The sequence below is a fragment of the Sphingomonas sp. UYAg733 genome (assembly GCF_054057355.1).
Genome location: NZ_JBSRZE010000006.1, coordinates 223,107 through 241,918 on the forward strand (window position 1 = coordinate 223,107; position 18,812 = coordinate 241,918).

Here is an 18,812-nt window from a genome sequence, read left to right on the forward strand (position 1 = left end):
GTCGATGGCGATGACCGTCATCCTGTGGGGCCATGCGCTCGCCGCATTGCTTTTCGGTATGCTCGCTGTGTCGCAGCTGCGCGACGCGGCGACCGCGCTGCCGCGCCTGACCTTCGTCGTCGCGCTGGCCGCGACCGCGCTGTGGGCGCTGGCGGTGGCGGGAATCGACCCGCGCGACGTAACCGCGCGAGTCGCCGAAAGCCTGCGTAACCTCTCCTGGCTCGCGTTCATGTTCGCGCTGGTGCGGCGCGACCCGAGCGTACCGCAGGGCGGGGCGGTGATCACCCTTTACGGCGTGGTCGTGCTGATCGTGTTGGCGAGCATCGGCCTGGCGGTGGCGGAGGCGACCTTGCCGCCGGCCGATATCGCGACGACCTCGATCGCATCGGCGCGTCTGTTGCTGCGCATGATGGTCGCGGTCAGCGCGCTGGTCCTGGTCCATCATCTCTATTCGGCGGTCGCGCCCCGTGCACGCGGCGGCATCAGGCTGGTGGTCATCGCGCTTGCCGCGATGTGGTGCATCGACCTGGCCATCCATGCCGTCGCCTATCTGACCAAGAGCTGGGGAGTCGAGCTGGTCGCGATGCGTGGCGTGGCGATGGCGTTGCTCGCGCCGCTGTTCGCGCTGGCGGTGATGCGCAATGGCGACTGGACGCTGAAATTGTCGCGTACCGTCGCGTGGCAATCGCTGTCGCTCGCCGCGACCGTCTTGTGGCTGGTAACGATGGTGCTGATCACCACCCTGATCGGGGCGTTCGGTGGCGCTTATGTGCGCATCACGCAGACCGCCTTCGTGCTCGGATCGGCCGCCACTACGCTGACCCTGGTTTCCTCCCCCTGGCTCAAGGCCTGGGCGAAGGTGAAGCTGGCCAAGCATCTGTTCAATCACCGCTATGATTATCGCGCCGAATGGACCCGCTTCACCGACACGCTGGGCAAGCCCGAGGACGCGGCGCCGCTCGACCAGCGCATCGTCAAGGCGGTCGCCGACCTGACCGATTCGCCCGCCGGGTTGTTGCTCGTGCCCGACGGCGCCGGGCTGGGCATCGGCGCGGCGTGGCAATGGGAGCGTGATGGGCTGCCCGTGTCGGGTGGCGACGATGTGCTGGCGCGTTACCTCGTCGCCAGCGGGCGGATCGTCGAACTCGACATGACCCGCAACGACGCCGCCGCCGGCGCCGAAGCGGCCAGCGTGCCGCAATGGATGCTCGACACCAACACGGCCTGGGCGCTGGTGCCGCTGGTCCATCTCGACCGGTTGCAGGGCGCGATCCTGCTTGCCCGGCCGCCGGTCGACCGTGCGCTCGACTGGGAGGATTTCGACCTGTTGCGCATCGCCGGGCGCCAGGCCGCAAGCTACCTTGCCGAAGCGCGCGCGCAGGAGGCGCTGGCCGATGTCGAGCGCTTCGACGAATTCAATCGCCGCTTCGCCTTCATCCTTCACGATATCAAGAATCTGGTGAGCCAGTTGACCCTTGTCGCGCGCAACGCCGAACGCCATGCCGACAATCCCGAGTTCCGCGTCGATATGGTCGCGACGCTGCAGGATTCGGCGGGGCGGATGAATGATCTGCTCGCGCGCCTGTCGCAGCATCACAGCGCCCGGGCCGAGGAACTCCGCCCGGTCGAACTGATGCCGCTGGTCGAACGCGTCGCCGCGCGCCGCCGCGCGCAGCATCCGGTCGCGGTGATCGGCGAGGGGCCGGGGCTGGCCCAGGCCGATCCGGCACGGCTCGAACAATTGCTCGGTCACCTGTTGCAGAACGCGATCGAGGCGAGCCCGTTCGCCGAACCGGTGACCATCGCGGTTTCCGCCGATGCCGAACATGTCGTGATCGACGTGATCGACCGGGGCTGCGGCATGTCGCCCGCCTTTATCCGCGACAAGCTGTTCAGGCCGTTCGTGTCGTCCAAGCCCGGCGGCTTCGGCATCGGCGCATTCGAGGCGCGGCAGCTTGCCCAGGCGATGGGCGGCGGGGTCGCGGTGACCAGCCGCGAAGGCGAGGGCACCCGCTTCCGCGTGACTCTGTCGCCCGCCCGAACCCGATCAATGGAGCAAGCGGCATGACCAGCCCAACCGCACCCCGTCCCAAGCTGCTGATCGTCGAGGACGATGTCGGGCTGCAGCGTCAGTTGCGCTGGGCATATGAGGATTATGACGTGGTCGTCGCGTCGGACCGTGCCAGCGCGCTCGACGCGGTGCGCGCCGAGGAACCCGATGTCGTCACGCTCGATCTCGGCCTGCCGCCCGATCCGGACGGCACGACCGAGGGTTTCGCGACGTTGCAGGCGATCCTGACGCTCAAGCCCGATACCAAGGTCATCGTCGCCTCCGGGCATGGCGCGCGCGAAAGCGCGTTGCGTGCGATCGCCGATGGCGCCTGGGATTTCTATGCCAAGCCGATCGATATCGACGCGCTCGGCCTGATCGTCGCGCGCGCTTTCCACGTCCATGCGCTGGAGACGGAGAATCGCCACCTCTCCGACCGTTCGGGCACCACCGCGCTGGGCGGGATGATCACCGCTTCGCCTGAGATGCTCAAGGTCACGCGCACGATCGAACGTGTCGCCGGGGCCGATGTGTCGGTCATGCTGCTTGGTGCGAGCGGCACGGGCAAGGAATTGCTCGCGCGTGGCGTGCATGATTCGAGCCCGCGCCGGAAAGGCGCGTTCGTCGCGATCAATTGCGCGGCGATCCCCGAGACATTGCTGGAAAGCGAATTGTTCGGTCATGAAAAGGGCGCCTTTACCGGCGCGGTCAAGACCACCGAGGGCAAGATCGAACTGGCCCAGGGAGGCACGCTGTTTCTCGACGAGGTCGGCGATATCCCGTTGCCGCTGCAGGTCAAGTTGCTGCGTTTCCTGCAGGAGCGCGTGATCGAGCGGATCGGCGGGCGCAAACCCATTGCGGTCGACACGCGCATCGTCTGTGCGACGCATCAGGATATCGATGCGATGATCGCCGACGGGCGTTTCCGCGAGGATCTCTATTACCGCCTGGCGGAGATTGTGGTGCGCATCCCGTCGCTCGCCGAGCGCAGCGGCGATGCCGGCCTGCTCGCGCAGCATTTCCTGAAGAAATACGCCAAGACGATGCACAGCGCGGTCACCGGCCTGTCGCCCGATGCACGCGCCGCGATCGACGGATGGGGCTGGCCGGGCAATGTCCGCGAGCTGGAAAACCGCATGAAGCGCGCGGTGATCATGGCCGAAGGCAAGCTGGTCACCGCCGCCGATCTCGACCTGGCCGGCGATGCCGAGGATGTACCGCTCAACCTGCGCAGCGTGCGCGAAGTCGCCGACCGCAAGGCGATCCGCCACGCGCTGGCCCGCGCCGATGGTAACATTTCCAATACCGCCAAGCTGCTAGGGGTGAGCCGCCCCACCCTTTACGATCTTTTGAAGAGCTATGACCTCCATGCCTAAGCCCTTTGACGCCACGATCGGTGCACTCCTCGCGAGCGGTGCCGCGATCGTTTCCGCCGGTTTGTTCACACTGGCCGCGACCATCCCGGCCCGTGCCGATGCCGGGACCGCGCGGTTGTCGATCGCCAGGAGCCTGGCGATGCTCGAGACCGGCAACATCAGCGCGGCGCGTAGCCATGCCCAGGCGGCGATCAAGCAGGATCCCAATTGGGGTCTTGCCCATGCCGTGCTGGCGCGCGCTTTCCTGTCGCTCGGCGACGGCCTCGGCGCCGAAGCCGAACTCGACCGCGCCAAGGCGGCCGGGTTCGACGCCAACCGCGCGCAACAGCTCTACGCCCATGCCTATCTGCTGCAGGGCGATGCCAAGCGCGCGGCGACGACCGCGGCGAAAGCGCAGCCGCGTTTCGCCGGTTATGCGGTCCGCGTCGGTGCGCGCGCGCTGGCCGCGCAGGGTGACCTGCCCGGTGCGCAGCGCGCGCTCGCCAATCTTCTCTCGATTGCACCCAAGGATAGCGCGGCGTGGTCGGATCTCGGCCGGGTGCGCTATAATTCGGGTGATGTCGCCGGCGCGATCGACGCGGCGATCAAAGCGACCGAGCTCGACCCCGCCAATATCGAGGCGCTGACCTTGCGCGGCGAACTGGTGCGGACCCAATATGGCCTGGTCGCGGCGCTGCCCTGGTTCGAGGCGGCACTGGCGCGCGATGCCTATTATCACCCGGCGCTGATCGAATATGCCTCCACCCTCGGCGATGCCGGGCGTTATGGCGATATGCTCGACGCCACCCGCCGCGCGCTCGCGTCGCGACCCGACAGCGCGCAGGCATTCTATCTCCAGGCAGTGCTTGCCGCGCGCGCGGGCAATTACGACCTCGCCCGCACGCTGATGCAGCGTACCGGCGGTGCGCTTGGCGGCCTGCCCGGCGCGCTGCTGCTCGAAGGGACGCTCGATTACCAGGCGGGCGGTTATGAACAGGCGATCAACAAATGGCGCGAACTGGTCGGCCGCCAGCCGATGAACATCACCGCGCGTCGCTTGCTCGGCGCGGCGATGTTGCGCTCGGGCGATGCGCAGGGCGCGCTCGATGTGTTGCGGCCGGTGGCGCTGCGCTTCGATGCGGATAGCTATACGCTGACACTGGTCGGGCGCGCGTTCGAGCGCACCGGCGAACGTGACTGGGCCGGCAAGTTCCTCGACCGGGCGGCGTTTCCGGCGCGCGATGTGTCCGCTCCGTTCGGCACCGACGACAGCCTGGCCGTGCTCGGCGGGCTCGCTAACGACAATCCCGACGATCCGGTGCGCCGCATGGTGTTCCTGCGCGCGCTGGTCGATGCCGGCGATAACGGCCAGGCGCTCGATCAGGCACGCGCGCTGACCCGGCTTTCGCCCGGCGCGCCCGCCGCCTGGCTCGCGGTCGGCGACATGCAGATGGTGATGAAGCGCTATGGCGAGGCCGCGGTCGCGTATCGCCGCGCCGCCGATATCCGCTTCGACGAACCGACCATGTTGCGCACGGTCGATGCGCTCGACCGTGCCGGCCACCGGCCCGAAGCGTCGAACGTGCTCGCGCTGTTCCTGTCGCAGAATCCGCAGAACATCGCCGGCCAGCGTCTCGCCGCGCATTGGCAGATCGCGTCGGGCGAATTCGCCGCCGCGATTGAAACGCTGGAGGGCCTGCGCCAGCGCGTCGGCAACCGCGACGCCGCGCTGCTCACCGAACTGGCCTATGCCTATCTCGGTGACGACGACGATGCGGCCGGCCTGTCCTATGCGAAGGCGGCCTATCGCCTTGCGCCGCTCAATCCGGCGGCGACCGATGCCTATGGCTGGGCGCTTTATCAAAGCGGCAACAATGGTGCCGCGGCGCAATTGTTCGAAAAGGCGGTCGCGATCGCGCCCGAACATGCGATGCTGCGCTGGCATCTCGGCCAGGTCTATGCCGAACTCGGCCGCGGCGCCGATGCGCGCGGGCAGATCGTCGCGGCGCTGACCGATCCGACCTTCGAGGACCGCGATGCGGCCGCCGCGTTGTTGAAGACGATTTGATCCGCTTGCCCCGTGCGGACTAAGGGGAGGGATGACCGACCCGCTCGACCGTATCGCCGCCGCACTAGACCGCATCGCGCCGCCCGCGCCGGTGCCGGCCGATCCGCTGGCTCATCCGGCCTATTTGTGGCGCGGTGTCGCGCTGGCGGCGGCGCGCGACTTCGCGGCGCTGCCGATCGATCAGCTGCACGGAATCGATACGCAAAAGACGACGCTGGTCGCCAATCTCGATCGCCTCGCCCAGGGGCAGGCGGCGCATGACGTGCTGCTATGGGGCGCGCGCGGCACAGGCAAATCGGCTCTGGTCAAAAGCGCGGTCGCCGCGATTCAGGAAGAGGGCAAGCCGCTCGCGCTGATCGAAGTGGTCACCACGCTGCTCGATACGCTGCCCGCCTTGTTCGCGGCGATCGCGCCGGTGCCGCGCGCCTTCGTCCTGTTCATCGACGACCTCGGTTTCAATGCCGCCAGCGATGCGCGTGCGCTGCGGTCGATGCTGCAGGGCGGGGCGGAAGCGCGGCCGGCCAATGCGCGGCTGATCGTGACCTCCAACCGCCGCCACCTTGTGCCGCGCGACATCGCCGAACAGGATAGCGCGATCAACCCGCGCGATGCGGTCGACGACAATCTCGCGCTGGCCGACCGGTTCGGGCTGGGCCTGGGTTTCCATGTCGTCGATCAGGACGGTTATCTCGCGATGGTGCAAGGGTATACCGATGCCTATGACCTGCCGTTCGACGCGGTCGACGCGGTTGGCTGGGCGACGCGGCGCGGCAGCCGTTCGGGGCGCGTGGCATGGCATTACATCGTCGATCTTGCCGGCCGGAACGGGCGGTCGTTGCGATTGTGACTGATTTGGATCAGGTTGTTGGCCAACGCGGCTTGACTTGATCCGCATGCCATTGCTGTTTCCGCGGCATGGCTCGTATCGGCGAACTCGACCTTTGTGATCGTCTCTCGCCGACCATTCCGGTCTGGGTGACGCAAATTGCCGTCGGGCTGATCGCGGCGGGCGCGGCGCGCATCCTGCGTCTCGGTTTCGACCTGATCGCGGGCGGCGCGGCACCGTTCGCGCTGATCTATCCGGCGATCATGCTCGCCACGCTGTTCGCGCGAGCGCTTGCGGGCACGGTGACCGCGACGATCATGATCCTGTATACCTGGTATTATCTCTACCCGGTGCGCAATTCGTTCCGGTTCGAGGACAGCACCGGGGCGTTCGCTGTCGGTGTCGTCACCGTTACCGCGATCATCACCATCGCGGTCGCCGAACTATTCCGTCGCTCCGCGCGCCACGCGACGCAGGAGCGCGACCGCGAGATTGCGGATCGCGACCTGTTCCTCGCCGAATTCGACCACCGGATGAAGAATAATTTCGCGATCGTCGCGGGCCTGCTCGACATGCAGAAACGCCGCGCGTCCGACCCGGCGACGGCGGAAGCGCTTGGCGTGGCGCAGATGCGCATCGACAGCATCGCGCGCGCGCATCGTCATCTCTATCGCGGTGGCGACCAGCCGGGCATGGTCGAGATGCGCGATTATCTGGGCGACCTGTGCACGGCGCTGTCGGAGGCATTGTTCCTGCGCGGCGGCATCACGCTGTCCTGCGACACCGACGAAGCATCGGTGCCGCGCGACCGCGCGGTGTCGATCGGACTGGTCGTCAACGAACTCGTCACCAACGCCGCCAAGCATGCCTTTCCCGGCCGCGATATCGGCGCGATCCTGGTGACGTTCCGCAATGGCAGCGGTGGTGGCTGGATCGTCAGCGTGTCCGACGACGGTGTCGGCCTGCCCGAGGCGCCGGTTGTTACCGGTCGCGACAACGGCCTGGGCGGCCGCCTGATCGAAGCGTTCGCGCGGCAGGCCGGTGGTGCGATCAGGACCGATAGCGATCGCACCGGCACGCGCGTGACGCTGGAGTTGAGCGCTTAGTGCGCCACGGCGGCGGTCCAGGTTAGCGCAGCCCCTCGACCTGCTCGGCGAGTTCGAGCCAGCGGAGCTCCGCCGCTTCCTTTTCCGCGCGCGCTTTGTCGATCACTCTGGTCAGCAGTTCGAATTTCGGAAGATCGCGCGAATAGAGCGCGGGGTCGGCGAGCGTCGCCTCGTCGCGCTTGATCGCGGCCTCGATCTCCTCGATCCGCTTGGGCAGGATATCGTAGTCGCGCTGGTCCTTGTACGTCAGCTTGACCTTTGGCGCAGGCGGCGCGGTCGGTTCGACCTTGCGCGGGTTGGGCCGCTTGCCGCCGCTGACGCGCAGGCGGCGACGCTTTTCCCAATCCTCATATCCGCCCGCGACGACATCGACCGTGCCCGACCCGTCGAGCCCGAGCGTGATCGTCACCGTACGGTCGAGGAAATCGCGATCATGGCTGACGATCAGCACGGTGCCGTCATAATCGCCGATCACTTCCTGCAGCAGGTCGAGCGTTTCCAAGTCGAGATCGTTGGTCGGCTCATCCAGTACCAGCAGGTTCGACGGCCGGGCGAATTCGCGTGCGAGCAGTAGCCGCGATCGTTCGCCACCCGACAGCGTGCCGATCTGCGCATCGACCAGGCCGGGTTCGAACAGGAACTCCTTCAGATAACCGATGATGTGCTTCTTGATGCCCTGAACCTCGATCCAGTCGCCGCCATCGGCGAGCACTTCGCGCACCGTCTTTTCCGGCGCCATCAGGCTGCGCTGCTGGTCGATGACGATGCGGTCGAGCGTCTTGGCGAGGCGGATATGCCCCGAATCGGGTGCCAGTTCGCCGGTCAGCAGCTTGAGCAACGTGGTCTTGCCCGCGCCGTTCGCACCGACGATGCCGATCCGGTCACCGCGCATGACGCGCAAGGTCAGATCCTTGATGATCGGGCGGTCCCCGAAGGATTTCGATACCGCCTTGACGTCGATCACCATCTTGGTGCGCGCATCGTCGGTGCCGATCGACAGATTGGCGGTGCCCGGCGGGCCCATCATCGCCGCGCGCGTGGCACGCATCTCGTGCAGCTTGGTCAGCCGGCCCTGGTTGCGCTTGCGCCGCCCGGTGACGCCGCGCAGCAGCCAATGCTCCTCCAGCTTCAATCGCGCGTCGAGCTTTTCGGCATTGCGCGCTTCCTCGGCATAGACTTGTTCGGTCCATGCCTCGAACCCGCCGAAACCGATTTCCGCGCGGCGCACCGAGCCGCGATCGAGCCACAAGGTCTGCTTGGTCAGGCGGGTCAGGAAGGTTCGATCATGGCTGATCGCGATGAACGCGCCGCGGTAACGGCTCAGCCAATCCTCGAGCCAGTCGATCGCCGCGATGTCGAGATGGTTGGTCGGCTCGTCGAGCAGCAGCACATCGGGGTTGAGCGCCAGCGCACGCACGATCGCCGCGCGCCGCCGTTCCCCGCCGCTCGCGCTCGCCGCGTCGCGCGACAGGTCGATGCCGAGCTGATCGGCGATCGCGTCCGCCTCATAGGGCAGGGGCGCCCCCTCGCGTTCGCCCTCGCCGTGCAGGACATAATCGAGCAATGTCGCATGGGCGCGCAGATCCGGTTCCTGTTCGAGCAGGATGACACGCGTGCCCGGCTGAATCGTGCGCCGGCCTTCATCGGCTTCGATCGCGCCGGCGATCAGTTTCAGCAAGGTGGTCTTGCCCGCGCCGTTGCGTCCGATCAGCGCAAGCCGATCACGCGGCTGGATATGCACGTCGAGGCCGCGGAACAGCCACCCCGATCCCTGAATGATGCCGAGATTTTCGAATGCGAGAATTGGGGCTGCCATGGATGTCCTGGAATTTTCGCCGTGTGCCCTGAAGTGCCGGCACGAACGGTCATTTGCAGGGGGCTGTAGGGAGGACGCCGGTGGCGGGCAAGTCGGGCTTGCCTGTCGCAACGATAACGGCCGCATTCACAGGCTGTTCAAGCCCGTCTCCCTATGCGAGGCAGATGAAGATGTTCGTATCACTTGCTTTGTGCATGTTTGCCGCCGGCGGCCCGGCCGTCGCCGATCCCGCGCAACGCCGTGGCGATCAGGCCGAGGCGTTCGATCAGGTCAGGAAGGGCAGATTGCTGCCGCTGCACGAGATCGAGCGACGCGTCGTGCCGCAGATGCGCGGTGCGCAATATCTCGGTGTCGAGCTCGATTCGCTCAGCGGCATTTACACGCTGAAATTCCTGCGCGATGGGACTGTCATCTGGGTCGAAGTCGATGGCCAGTCGGGCCGCGTCATGGGCCGTACCGGTAAATGATCCGCCTTTTGGTGGCTGGAGGGGAAAAATAATGCGCGTCCTGATCGTCGAAGACGAACCCAATCTCGGCCAGCAGCTCAAGAACACGCTGGAAGGCGCAGGCTATGCGATCGACCTCGCCACCGATGGCGAGGAGGGGCACTTCATGGGTTCGACCGAGAATTACGACGCGATCGTGCTTGATCTCGGCCTGCCCGAGATCGACGGGCTGACCGTGCTCGATCGCTGGCGCAAGGAAGGCCGCACCGCGCCGGTGCTGGTGCTGACGGCGCGCGACAGCTGGTCGGACAAGGTCGCCGGGCTCGACGCCGGTGCCGATGATTATGTCGCCAAGCCGTTCCAGTCGGAGGAACTGATTGCTCGCCTCCGCGCGCTGATCCGCCGTGCATCGGGCAATGCCTCGTCGGAACTGAATGCGGGCGATGTTCGGCTCGATACGCGCTCGGGCAAGGTCACGCTGGCCGGCGAGCCGGTCAAGCTGACCGCGCAGGAATATAAATTGCTCAGCTATCTGCTCCATCACAAGGGCAAGGTGGTCAGCCGGACCGAGCTGATCGAACATATCTACGACCAGGATTTCGACCGTGATTCGAACACCATCGAAGTGTTCGTGACGCGCATCCGCAAGAAGCTCGGCCAGGATGTGATCACCACGATCCGGGGCCTGGGTTACAGCCTCGAAGATCCCGATGCGTAACCATTCCGTCACCCCCGCGAAAGCGGGGGTCCCGCTTCTGTTGGACGTTCGAAAGGGAGCGGGATCCCCGCTTTCGCGGGGATGACGGAATTGGTGGCGGAAACGCCCAAAATCCCGGCTGTCGTTGCCGAGGAATCCGAAACCCCGCTCGGGCGCGGTTATGTCCGCACCACCGGTTCGCTCAGCCGGAGGATGATCCTGATCGCCGCGGTGTGGATCCTGCTGCTGCTCACCGGCGGCGGCTTTGCGCTCGATCGTGTGCTGTCCTCCGCGATCACGCGCAATTTCGACGACCAGCTGGGATATGTGCTGACTGCGCTGATCGTTACGGCCGAGATCGATCCAGACGGCGAGGTGGTGTTCAACCGCGAACCAGCCGATCAGCGTTTTCTCGAACCCTATTCGGGACTCTACTGGCAGGTCAGCACCAAAGGGCGCGAGGATTTCGCATCGCAGTCGCTCTGGGATGGTCGTCTTGCCTTCGGCTCGCAGCACACCGATCTCGGGATCCATAGCTACGATAGCATTCAGCTCAACGGCCAAAAACTGCGCATCCTCGAACGCGATGTGACGCTGCCGGGATCGCCGATCCGCTGGCGTTTCCAGGTCGCACAGACCCGCGAAGGGCTTGACGCACAGATCAGTGCGCTGCGGCGGACACTGGTGCGCAGCTTCGTGCTGCTTGGCGTCGGCTTGCTGGTGATGGCCGCGCTTCAGACCTTTTACGGGCTATGGCCGCTGCGTAAGGTGCGCGAGGAGATTGCGCGGATGCGTGCCGGCAAATCGCGCCAGATCGAGCGCGCGATGCCGATCGAGGTCGCGCCGATGGTCGAGGAACTGAACGGTCTGATCGCGCATAACGAACGCCAGGCCGAGGAAGCGCGCCGCCATGCCGGCAACCTTGCCCATGCATTGAAGACGCCGCTGACGGTGATCATGAACGCCGCGACGGCGCAGGCCGACGATCTCGGCGAGACCGTGGTGCGCGAGGCCCGGACGATGCGGCGCCAGGTCGACCATCATCTCGCCCGTGCGCGCGCGGTCGGCCGGCGCGGCTCGGCGCACAGCCGCGCCGATGTCTGGCCGAGCCTCGAATCGGTCGAACGCGCGGTGGCCCGGCTCTATCGCCATGTCCGCATCGACATCGCCGGCCCGAAGACGCTGCAAGTCCATGTCGAGCGCCAGGATCTCGACGAGATGCTCGGCAATCTGATCGAGAACGCCGCCAAATATGGTGGCGGCAGCGTGTTCGTGACGGTCGGCCAGCATTCGGGCTTTGTCGAATTCCTGATCGAGGATGACGGCTTGGGCATCCCGGAGGAGCAGCGCGTCCGCATCTTCGATCGCGGTGTGCGGCTCGATTCGGGCAAGCCGGGCACTGGCCTCGGCATGGCGATCGTGCGCGACGTGGCGGAGATTTACGAGGGTACAGTGTCGCTGGAAGAGAGCGAGGATCTCGGCGGCCTGCTGGTCAGGCTGAGGTTGCCCGCGGCGAACTAGCTCCTCCCCGTTCCGGGGAGGGGGACCATTTGCTCCTTCAGCAAATGGTGGAGGGGGCGTGCCGCACACGTTACGCTGCTTGGCACGCCCCCTCCACCAATCGCTTCGCTCGCGGTCCCCCTCCCCGTGCCGGGGAGGATTAGGCCGCGACTTTCAGTTCGCGCATCACCTTGGCGGTGATCTCCAGGCTGCGTTTGCGCGCGCCGTGATCGTAGATCGAGCTTGCCACCATGATCTCGTCGACGCCGGTGCGCTCGACGAACGCGGCGATGCCGCGCGCGACCGTGGCGGGGCTGCCTACCGCCGAACATTGCAGCACGTGATCGAGGATCGCCGCGCCTTGCGCCCCAAGCGACTGGCGATAGCCTGCGAGCGGTGGCTTCATCTTGCCCGGATTGCCGGTGCGCAGCGCAACAAAGGCCTGTTGCTGCGAACTGGCGAGCAGTTCGGCCTCTTCGTCGCTGTCCGCCGCGAAGATGTTGAAGCCGGCCATGACGTGCGGTTTCGCCAATGCCGCCGAAGGGCGGAAATCGCGGCGATAAATGGCGATCGCCGCATCCAGCGCGTCGGGCGCGAAGTGCGACGCGAAGGCATAGGGCAGGCCGAGTGCGGCAGCGAGCTGCGCACCGAACGTGCTCGATCCGAGAATCCACAGATCGACTTTCGCGCCGGCGCCCGGCGTCGCGCTGATCCCGGTCTTTCCATCATCGGCGAAATAGCTTTGCAGTTCGAGCACGTCCTGCGGGAAGGCGTTGGAGTCGGTCTCCAGCGTGCGCCGCATCGCGCGCGCGACCTTCTGGTCCGATCCGGGAGCGCGGCCGAGGCCGAGGTCGATCCGTCCGGGAAACAACGCATCGAGCGTGCCGAACTGTTCGGCGATCACCAACGGCGCATGATTGGGCAGCATGATCCCGCCGGCGCCGACGCGGATCGTGCTGGTCGCCGCGGCGACATGCCCGATCACCACCGACGTCGCGGCGCTGGCGATGCCGGTCATGCCGTGATGCTCGGCCGTCCAGTAACGGCTGAAGCCGAGCTTTTCGGCATGCTGTGCGAGATCGGCGGCGTTGGCGAGCGCCTGGGACACGGTGCCGCCTTCGACGACGGGTACGAGATCGAGCAGGGAATAGGCTGTCATGGGTCGGAGATGGGAAGTGGGCGGGCGGTTCGCCAGATTAGAAATTCTTCGGCATGCCGAACTTGTTTGGTGATCGCTTTCAATCGACGATGCGTCCCCGGCGGAGGCAGAAGTGGTGGGTCGCCGCAGCAGTTACCGTCTGTGTCCGGACTGGGTCCAGGTCTTCGCCGGGGACGCACATTCTTTGGCAGCCGCATCAAGCGAGCGGCGCGCCGCCTTGCCCCATGCCAGTCGCCAGCCTAGAGCCCCTCCGCATATGGACCCACGCCTTTCCCATATCCTCACCTGGATCTTCGATCTCGACAACACGCTCTATCCGGCGAGCGCGAAGCTGTTCGACCGGATCGATGTGAAGATGGGCGCCTATATCGCGCAGCGTCTCGGCGTCGATCTGGTCGAGGCACGGCGCATCCAGAAGGGTTATTTCCACGGTCACGGGACCACGCTTGCGGGGATGATGGCCGAACATGGCGTCGATCCGCACGAATTCCTCGATTTCGTCCATGACATCGAGATGGATGTGCTGGAGGAAAACGCGCCGCTCGCCGCCGCGATCGCGAAGCTGCCGGGACGCAAGCTGGTCTTCACCAACGCCGATACGCCTTATGCGTCGAAGGTGCTCGGCCGGCTCGGCCTGGGCGAGACATTCGAGGCGATCCACGACATCCACGCGATGGACCTCGCGCCGAAGCCGCAGGCTTCCGCTTATGCCGGGCTGTGCGCGGCATTCGACCTTGATCCGAGGCAGTCCCTGTTCGTCGAGGACATGGCGCGCAACCTCGCGCCGGCCAAGGCGATCGGCATGACCACGGTATGGGTCGATAACGGATCGGAGCAGACCATCGACACCGATCGCAGCTATATTGATTTCACCACCCACGACATCACGCACTGGCTGCAAGCCGTTCTGGAGGCCCAATGACCGACCATCTGCAATCCGTGATCGAGGCCGGCTGGGACGATCGCGACAATCTCGGCTTCACCACGGTCGGCGCGGTACCCAAGGCGGTCGAGGAAGCGCTGGCGATGCTCGATGCCGGCTCCGCGCGCGTCGCCGAGCCCGATGGCGCGGGTGGCTGGCGGGTCAACCAATGGCTCAAGAAAGCGGTGCTGCTGTCGTTCCGCCTCAACGATAACGTGCTGATGTCGAATGGCCCGGCCGACGGCAATTGGTGGGACAAGGTGCCGTCCAAGTTCAGCGGCTGGGGCGAAGCCGAATTCCGCAACGCCGGTTTCCGCGCGGTGCAGGGCGCGATCGTCCGGCGCGGCGCGTTCGTCGGCAAGGGCGCGGTGTTGTTGCCGAGCTTCGTCAATATCGGCGCTTATGTCGGCGAAGGGTCGATGATCGACGCCTGGGCGACGGTCGGCAGCTGCGCGCAGATCGGCAAGGGCGTGCATGTTTCGGGCGGCGCCGGCATTGGCGGGGTGCTCGAGCCGCTTCAGGCCGATCCGGTGATCATCGGCGACGGCGCATTCGTCGGCGCGCGCGCCGAAGTCGCCGAGGGCGTGCGCGTGGGTGAGGGCGCGGTGCTGTCGATGGGCGTCTATCTCGGCGCCTCGACCAAGATCATCGACCGCGCGACCGGCGAAGTGTTCCGCGGCGAAGTGCCGCCCTATGCGGTGGTCGTGCCGGGTTCGACCGGCGGTGGCGGCGACAAGCCCGGCCTGTATTGCGCAGTCATCGTCAAGCGCGTCGATGCGCAGACGCGGTCCAAGACCAGCATCAACGAATTGCTGCGCGACTGATGCGCGCGCTGCTCCTCGCCCTGGTACTTCTCGCGTCCGGCCCCGCCGTGGCGCAACAGGCGCCGGTCGAGGCGGCAAGGCTGGTGCGGAGTTATCCGCACGACCCGCGCGCTTATACCGAGGGCCTCTTCTATCTCGACGGCGTGCTCTATGAGAGCACTGGCGAGGTCGGGCGCTCGGGCATCCGCAAGGTCGCACTCGACAGCGGCAAGGTCCAGTCGAGCGTCGCGGTGGAACCACCTTTGTTCGGCGAAGGCATCGCCCCATGGGGCGGCCAGATCATCAGCCTGACCTGGAAGAACGGCATCGGCTTTCGCTGGTCGATCAACGGTTTCAAGAAGCTCGGCAGCTTCCGTTATCCAGGTGAGGGATGGGCGCTGACGTCGGAGGGATCGGGGGACGGCGCGAGCCTGATCATGTCCGACGGCACATCGACGCTGCGCTTTCTCGATCCGCGCAATTTTCGCCAGCGGCGCACACTGCGCGTCACCGCGAACGGCCTGCCAATCGAGCAACTTAACGAGCTCGAATATGTCGAGGGAGAGATTCTCGCCAATGTCTGGCTCACCGACCGCATCGCGCGGATCGACCCGAAAAGCGGCCATGTCATCGGTTGGATCGACCTTTCGGCATTGCACGAACGTGCCGGCGCGTTCGGCCAGAACCAGGTCGCCAATGGCATTGCGTGGGACGAGGCGCGCCGTCGCTTGTTCGTGACCGGAAAGGAATGGCCCTATCTGTTCGAGATCGCGCCACCCAAGAATGTTCGGGCAAAGGATGGTCGGGCTAAGGGCGCGCGCCGATCGCGCTGAGGCAGGACCACCGCTCCTGTCTCGACATTGCAACATGCGCCGCCTATCCGCGCGGTCAAAGATTCTAGAGGGAATTTCCATGACTACCACCGCCAGCAAGGTCCTCGACCGCGTCCTCGTGCTCGAAATGGTTCGCGTGACCGAAGCGGCCGCGGTCGCCGCTTCGACGCTGGTCGGGCGGGGTGACGAGAAAGCCGCCGATGCCGCCGCGGTCGAGGCGATGCGCGCCGCGCTCAACGAATTGTACATGGACGGCACCGTGGTGATCGGCGAAGGCGAACGTGACGAGGCGCCGATGCTCTACATCGGCGAAAAGGTCGGGTCGGCGATCGGCAAGGGGCCGAAGATCGACATCGCGCTCGACCCGCTTGAGGGCACGACGATCTGCGCCACCGCCGGACCCAATTCGCTCGCCGTGCTGGCGATCGCGGAAGAGGGCGGGCTGCTCAACGCGCCCGACGTCTATATGGAAAAGATCGCGGTCGGCCCCGGCTATCCCGACGGCATCATCGATCTCGACCGCAGCCCGACCGAGAACATCAAGGCGGTTGCCGCGGCCAAGGGCGTCGATCCGTCGCAGATCATTGCCTGCGTGCTCGATCGGCCACGCCATGAAAAGCTCATCGCCGAATTGCGCGGACTCGGCGTCGGCATCATGCTGATCGGTGACGGCGATGTGGCGGGCGTGATCGCGACGACCAACCCCGACACCACGATCGACATCTATATGGGGTCGGGCGGCGCGCCGGAGGGTGTGCTTGCGGCGGCGGCGCTGCGCTGTGTCGGCGGTCAGTTCAAGGGCCGGTTGATCTTCCGCAACGACGACGAGCGTGCCCGCGCCGCGAAATGGGGCGTGACCGATCTCGACAAGCAATATGACCTGACCGAGTTGGCCAAGGGCGATTGCATCTTTGCCGCGACCGGCGTGACCGACGGGTCGCTGCTCGCCGGGGTCAAGCGCAAGGGCGGCAAGATGACCACCGAGAGCGTGGTGATGCGCGCCAGTTCCGGCACGGTGCGCTGGGTGAAGGGCGAACACCGCATCTGATGCCGATGGTTGATCCGCTCAATTGACAGGGAATAGCCGCGCGCCTTTAGTCACCGCTCACATCTGGGGTGATGCATATGCGAATTCGCGGCTTCCTTTCGATCGCGGCGGTATCGGCCGCCATTGCTGCGCCTCTCGCCGTGGCCCGCCCCCAGGCCGCCGCGACGGCTGCGGTCCAATCACCCTTCACCTTCGAGGAGGTGATGATCCCGATGCGCGACGGAGCGAAGCTGCAGACCGTGATCCTGCGCTTGCGCGACGCCAAGGGGCCGCTGCCGATCCTGCTTCAGCGCACGCCCTATGGTGTTCCCGACGCCGCGCTTCCCGCCATACCGGGGTCTTTCCAGACAATGGCGCAGGACGGTTATATCTTCGTCTTCCAGTCGATGCGCGGGCGCTTCAAATCGGATGGCGTGTTCACCCTGTCCACCGCGCTCAAGAAAGGTGCGAAGGCGGTCGATGAAGCGACCGATGCCTATGACACGGTCGACTGGCTGGTGAAGAATGTGAAGCCCAACAACGGCAAGGTGGGCATGTGGGGCGTGTCCTATCCGGGTTTCGCCGCGGCGATCGCGCTGGCCAAGCCGCATCCCGCACTGAAGGCGGTGAGCCCACAGGCGGCGTGGATCGATTATTGGCAGAATGACGATCTGCATCGCAATGGTGCGCTCCGGCTGAGCTACGCGACCGACTGGGTCGGGTCGCTCCAGTTGAGCAAGACCAACGATGTCGGCCCGGAATATGACACGCTCGACACCTATGACTGGTTCCTACGCATGGGCACCGCCGAGGGCATCGACAAGGCGCAGTTCAAGGGGCGCTCGCCGATGTTCACCGCACTGCTCGACCACCCCAATCACGACAGTTTCTACACCGACCAGCGCTGGACCGATTCGCTCGGCAAGACGGTCGTGCCGACGCTCAACGTCGCGGGTTATTGGGACCAGGAGGATCCATGGGGGTCGTGGCAAATCTATGCACGGCAGAAACAGAACGACCCCGACCATCTCAGCCAGATGGTCGCCGGTCCCTGGGCGCATGGCGGGTGGCAGGGTAATACGTCGATGATCGGCCGCGTGCCGCTTGGCGGCGACAGCGGCAAGGATTTCCGCGACACGATCCAGGCGCCGTTCTTCGCTTATTGGCTGCACGGCAAAGGGCAGCGGCCGGATTTCGAAATGAAGAGTTTCCAGTCGGGATCGAACGCCTGGAAAGAATATAGGAGCTGGCCGCCGGCCGAAGCCACGGCGACCGACCTTTATCTCCATGCCGACGGGTCGCTGTCCTTCACCGCGCCGGTCGCCGGGGAAGCGTGCCGCGATTATCTCTCCGACCCGGCCAATCCGGTGCCGTTCCGTCCGCGCCCGATCTCGAAAACCTATCCGCGCCCCGAATGGCGCTGGTGGGAAGCGGAGGACCAGCGCTTCGTCGATCATCGGCCCGATGTGCTGAGTTATGTCAGCGCGCCGTTGCCTGAGAATCTCACGGTGACCGGCAATATCGTCGCCCAGCTGATGGCCGCGACTACCGGCACCGACAGCGATTTCGTGGTCAAGCTGATCGATGTGCTGCCGGACGATTATGCGCCGTTCGACAATAGCGCGCCGCTGGGCGGCTACACACAGCAACTGGGCGGTTATCAATTGCCGATCGCGATGGAGGTACGGCGCGGCCGGTTCCTCGCCAGCGGCATCGACCCGAAACCGCTCGTGCCGGGCAAGGTGATGGCGTGGGACGTGCCGCTCAAGGACCACGACCATGTCTTCCTCAAAGGGCACCGGCTGATGGTGCAGGTCCAGTCGAGCTGGTTTCCGGTGATCGACCGCAACCCGCAGAGTTTCGTGCCCAACATCGCGCGCGCCAAGCCAGGCGATTTCGTCAAGGCGACGCAGAGCGTTTGCGCTGGGTCGAAGGTGGTGCTGCCGGTCGTCAAGTAGGCCCCGGGAGGGCGCGCGTCATGCACGTTCTTGCATCCGCGCTTATCGCAGCGCACCACGCTAGGCGAATAAATCCTCCCCGTGTCGGGGAGGGGGAACCAACGCAGCTGGTGGAGGGGGTGGGCCAAGCAATGTTCCGCTTGGGAAGAACCCCCTTGTATCTAGACGAGCACGGCTCGTTTCTGCTGGAAGCGACTGAGCGCCGGGGTGGGTGGCCACCCACCCCGGCGCGGCGGCGATGTCGCC

15 protein-coding genes are annotated in these 18,812 nt (G+C 65.8%); 13 read left to right on the forward strand and 2 right to left on the reverse strand.

The genetic code is table 11. From position 1 onward, the window contains the following. Positions 1-10 precede the first annotated feature (10 nt). The 5 genes from prsK to ACVWZA_RS13005 all read left to right on the forward strand — a co-directional run bounded on the left by prsK (position 11) and on the right by ACVWZA_RS13005 (position 7,405). Positions 11-2,068, forward strand: coding sequence for an XrtA/PEP-CTERM system histidine kinase PrsK (gene prsK / locus ACVWZA_RS12985; protein WP_457311664.1), 2,058 nt, complete (start codon positions 11-13; stop codon positions 2,066-2,068). Continuing rightward, the gene (gene prsR, locus ACVWZA_RS12990) at positions 2,065-3,426 is read left to right on the forward strand and encodes a PEP-CTERM-box response regulator transcription factor (RefSeq protein ID WP_457311644.1); all 1,362 of its coding nucleotides are present in this window, start codon (positions 2,065-2,067) and stop codon (positions 3,424-3,426) included. Before prsK ends, prsR begins: the two co-directional genes overlap by 4 nt. Next, the gene (locus ACVWZA_RS12995) at positions 3,419-5,473 is read left to right on the forward strand and encodes a tetratricopeptide repeat protein (protein ID WP_457311645.1); all 2,055 of its coding nucleotides are present in this window, start codon (positions 3,419-3,421) and stop codon (positions 5,471-5,473) included. The genes prsR and ACVWZA_RS12995 overlap by 8 nt, the downstream gene beginning before the upstream one ends. A 31-nt stretch (positions 5,474-5,504) precedes the next feature. Next, entirely contained in the window at positions 5,505-6,320 is an 816-nt protein-coding gene (locus ACVWZA_RS13000; RefSeq protein WP_457311646.1) for a DUF815 domain-containing protein, read from the forward strand. 68 nt (positions 6,321-6,388) lie between these two features. Continuing rightward, positions 6,389-7,405, forward strand: coding sequence for a sensor histidine kinase (locus tag ACVWZA_RS13005; protein WP_457311647.1), 1,017 nt, complete (start codon positions 6,389-6,391; stop codon positions 7,403-7,405). A 22-nt stretch (positions 7,406-7,427) separates the two neighbouring features. Here the strand turns inward: ACVWZA_RS13005 and ACVWZA_RS13010 are convergent, their stop codons facing one another. Beyond that, complete coding sequence (locus ACVWZA_RS13010; RefSeq protein ID WP_457311648.1) at positions 7,428-9,221, reverse strand: ABC-F family ATP-binding cassette domain-containing protein; 1,794 nt, start codon at positions 9,219-9,221, stop codon at positions 7,428-7,430. 170 nt (positions 9,222-9,391) lie between these two features. Between ACVWZA_RS13010 and ACVWZA_RS13015 the strand changes: the two genes are divergently transcribed. The 3 genes from ACVWZA_RS13015 to ACVWZA_RS13025 all read left to right on the forward strand — a co-directional run bounded on the left by ACVWZA_RS13015 (position 9,392) and on the right by ACVWZA_RS13025 (position 11,885). Then, complete coding sequence (locus ACVWZA_RS13015) at positions 9,392-9,688, forward strand: hypothetical protein (protein WP_457311649.1); 297 nt, start codon at positions 9,392-9,394, stop codon at positions 9,686-9,688. A 31-nt stretch (positions 9,689-9,719) separates the two neighbouring features. After that, positions 9,720-10,385 carry a response regulator transcription factor gene (locus ACVWZA_RS13020; protein WP_457311650.1) on the forward strand — a complete coding sequence of 222 codons (666 nt, stop codon included), beginning with the start codon at positions 9,720-9,722 and terminating at the stop codon, positions 10,383-10,385. Positions 10,386-10,577: 192 nt separating this feature from the next. Then, positions 10,578-11,885 carry an ATP-binding protein gene (locus tag ACVWZA_RS13025; RefSeq protein WP_457311665.1) on the forward strand — a complete coding sequence of 436 codons (1,308 nt, stop codon included), beginning with the start codon at positions 10,578-10,580 and terminating at the stop codon, positions 11,883-11,885. Between the two features lie 139 nt (positions 11,886-12,024). Here ACVWZA_RS13025 and ACVWZA_RS13030 read toward each other — a convergent pair whose 3' ends face one another. Beyond that, positions 12,025-13,023 (reverse strand): LLM class flavin-dependent oxidoreductase, encoded by a 999-nt coding sequence (locus tag ACVWZA_RS13030; RefSeq protein WP_457311651.1) that lies wholly within the window; start codon positions 13,021-13,023, stop codon positions 12,025-12,027. Positions 13,024-13,279: 256 nt separating this feature from the next. Between ACVWZA_RS13030 and ACVWZA_RS13035 the strand changes: the two genes are divergently transcribed. The 5 genes from ACVWZA_RS13035 (at position 13,280) to ACVWZA_RS13055 (ending at position 18,566) form a co-directional block, all read left to right on the forward strand. Beyond that, positions 13,280-13,945, forward strand: a complete 666-nt coding sequence (locus ACVWZA_RS13035) for a pyrimidine 5'-nucleotidase (protein ID WP_457311652.1) — start codon at positions 13,280-13,282, stop codon at positions 13,943-13,945. Beyond that, positions 13,942-14,769 carry a 2,3,4,5-tetrahydropyridine-2,6-dicarboxylate N-succinyltransferase gene (dapD, locus tag ACVWZA_RS13040; protein WP_457311653.1) on the forward strand — a complete coding sequence of 276 codons (828 nt, stop codon included), beginning with the start codon at positions 13,942-13,944 and terminating at the stop codon, positions 14,767-14,769. The genes ACVWZA_RS13035 and dapD overlap by 4 nt, the downstream gene beginning before the upstream one ends. After that, positions 14,769-15,581, forward strand: coding sequence for a glutaminyl-peptide cyclotransferase (locus ACVWZA_RS13045; protein ID WP_457311654.1), 813 nt, complete (start codon positions 14,769-14,771; stop codon positions 15,579-15,581). Before dapD ends, ACVWZA_RS13045 begins: the two co-directional genes overlap by 1 nt. A gap of 79 nt (positions 15,582-15,660) precedes the next feature. Further along, complete coding sequence (gene glpX / locus ACVWZA_RS13050) at positions 15,661-16,629, forward strand: class II fructose-bisphosphatase (protein ID WP_457311655.1); 969 nt, start codon at positions 15,661-15,663, stop codon at positions 16,627-16,629. A gap of 77 nt (positions 16,630-16,706) precedes the next feature. After that, positions 16,707-18,566 (forward strand): CocE/NonD family hydrolase, encoded by a 1,860-nt coding sequence (locus ACVWZA_RS13055; RefSeq protein ID WP_457311656.1) that lies wholly within the window; start codon positions 16,707-16,709, stop codon positions 18,564-18,566. Positions 18,567-18,812: the final 246 nt, after the last annotated feature.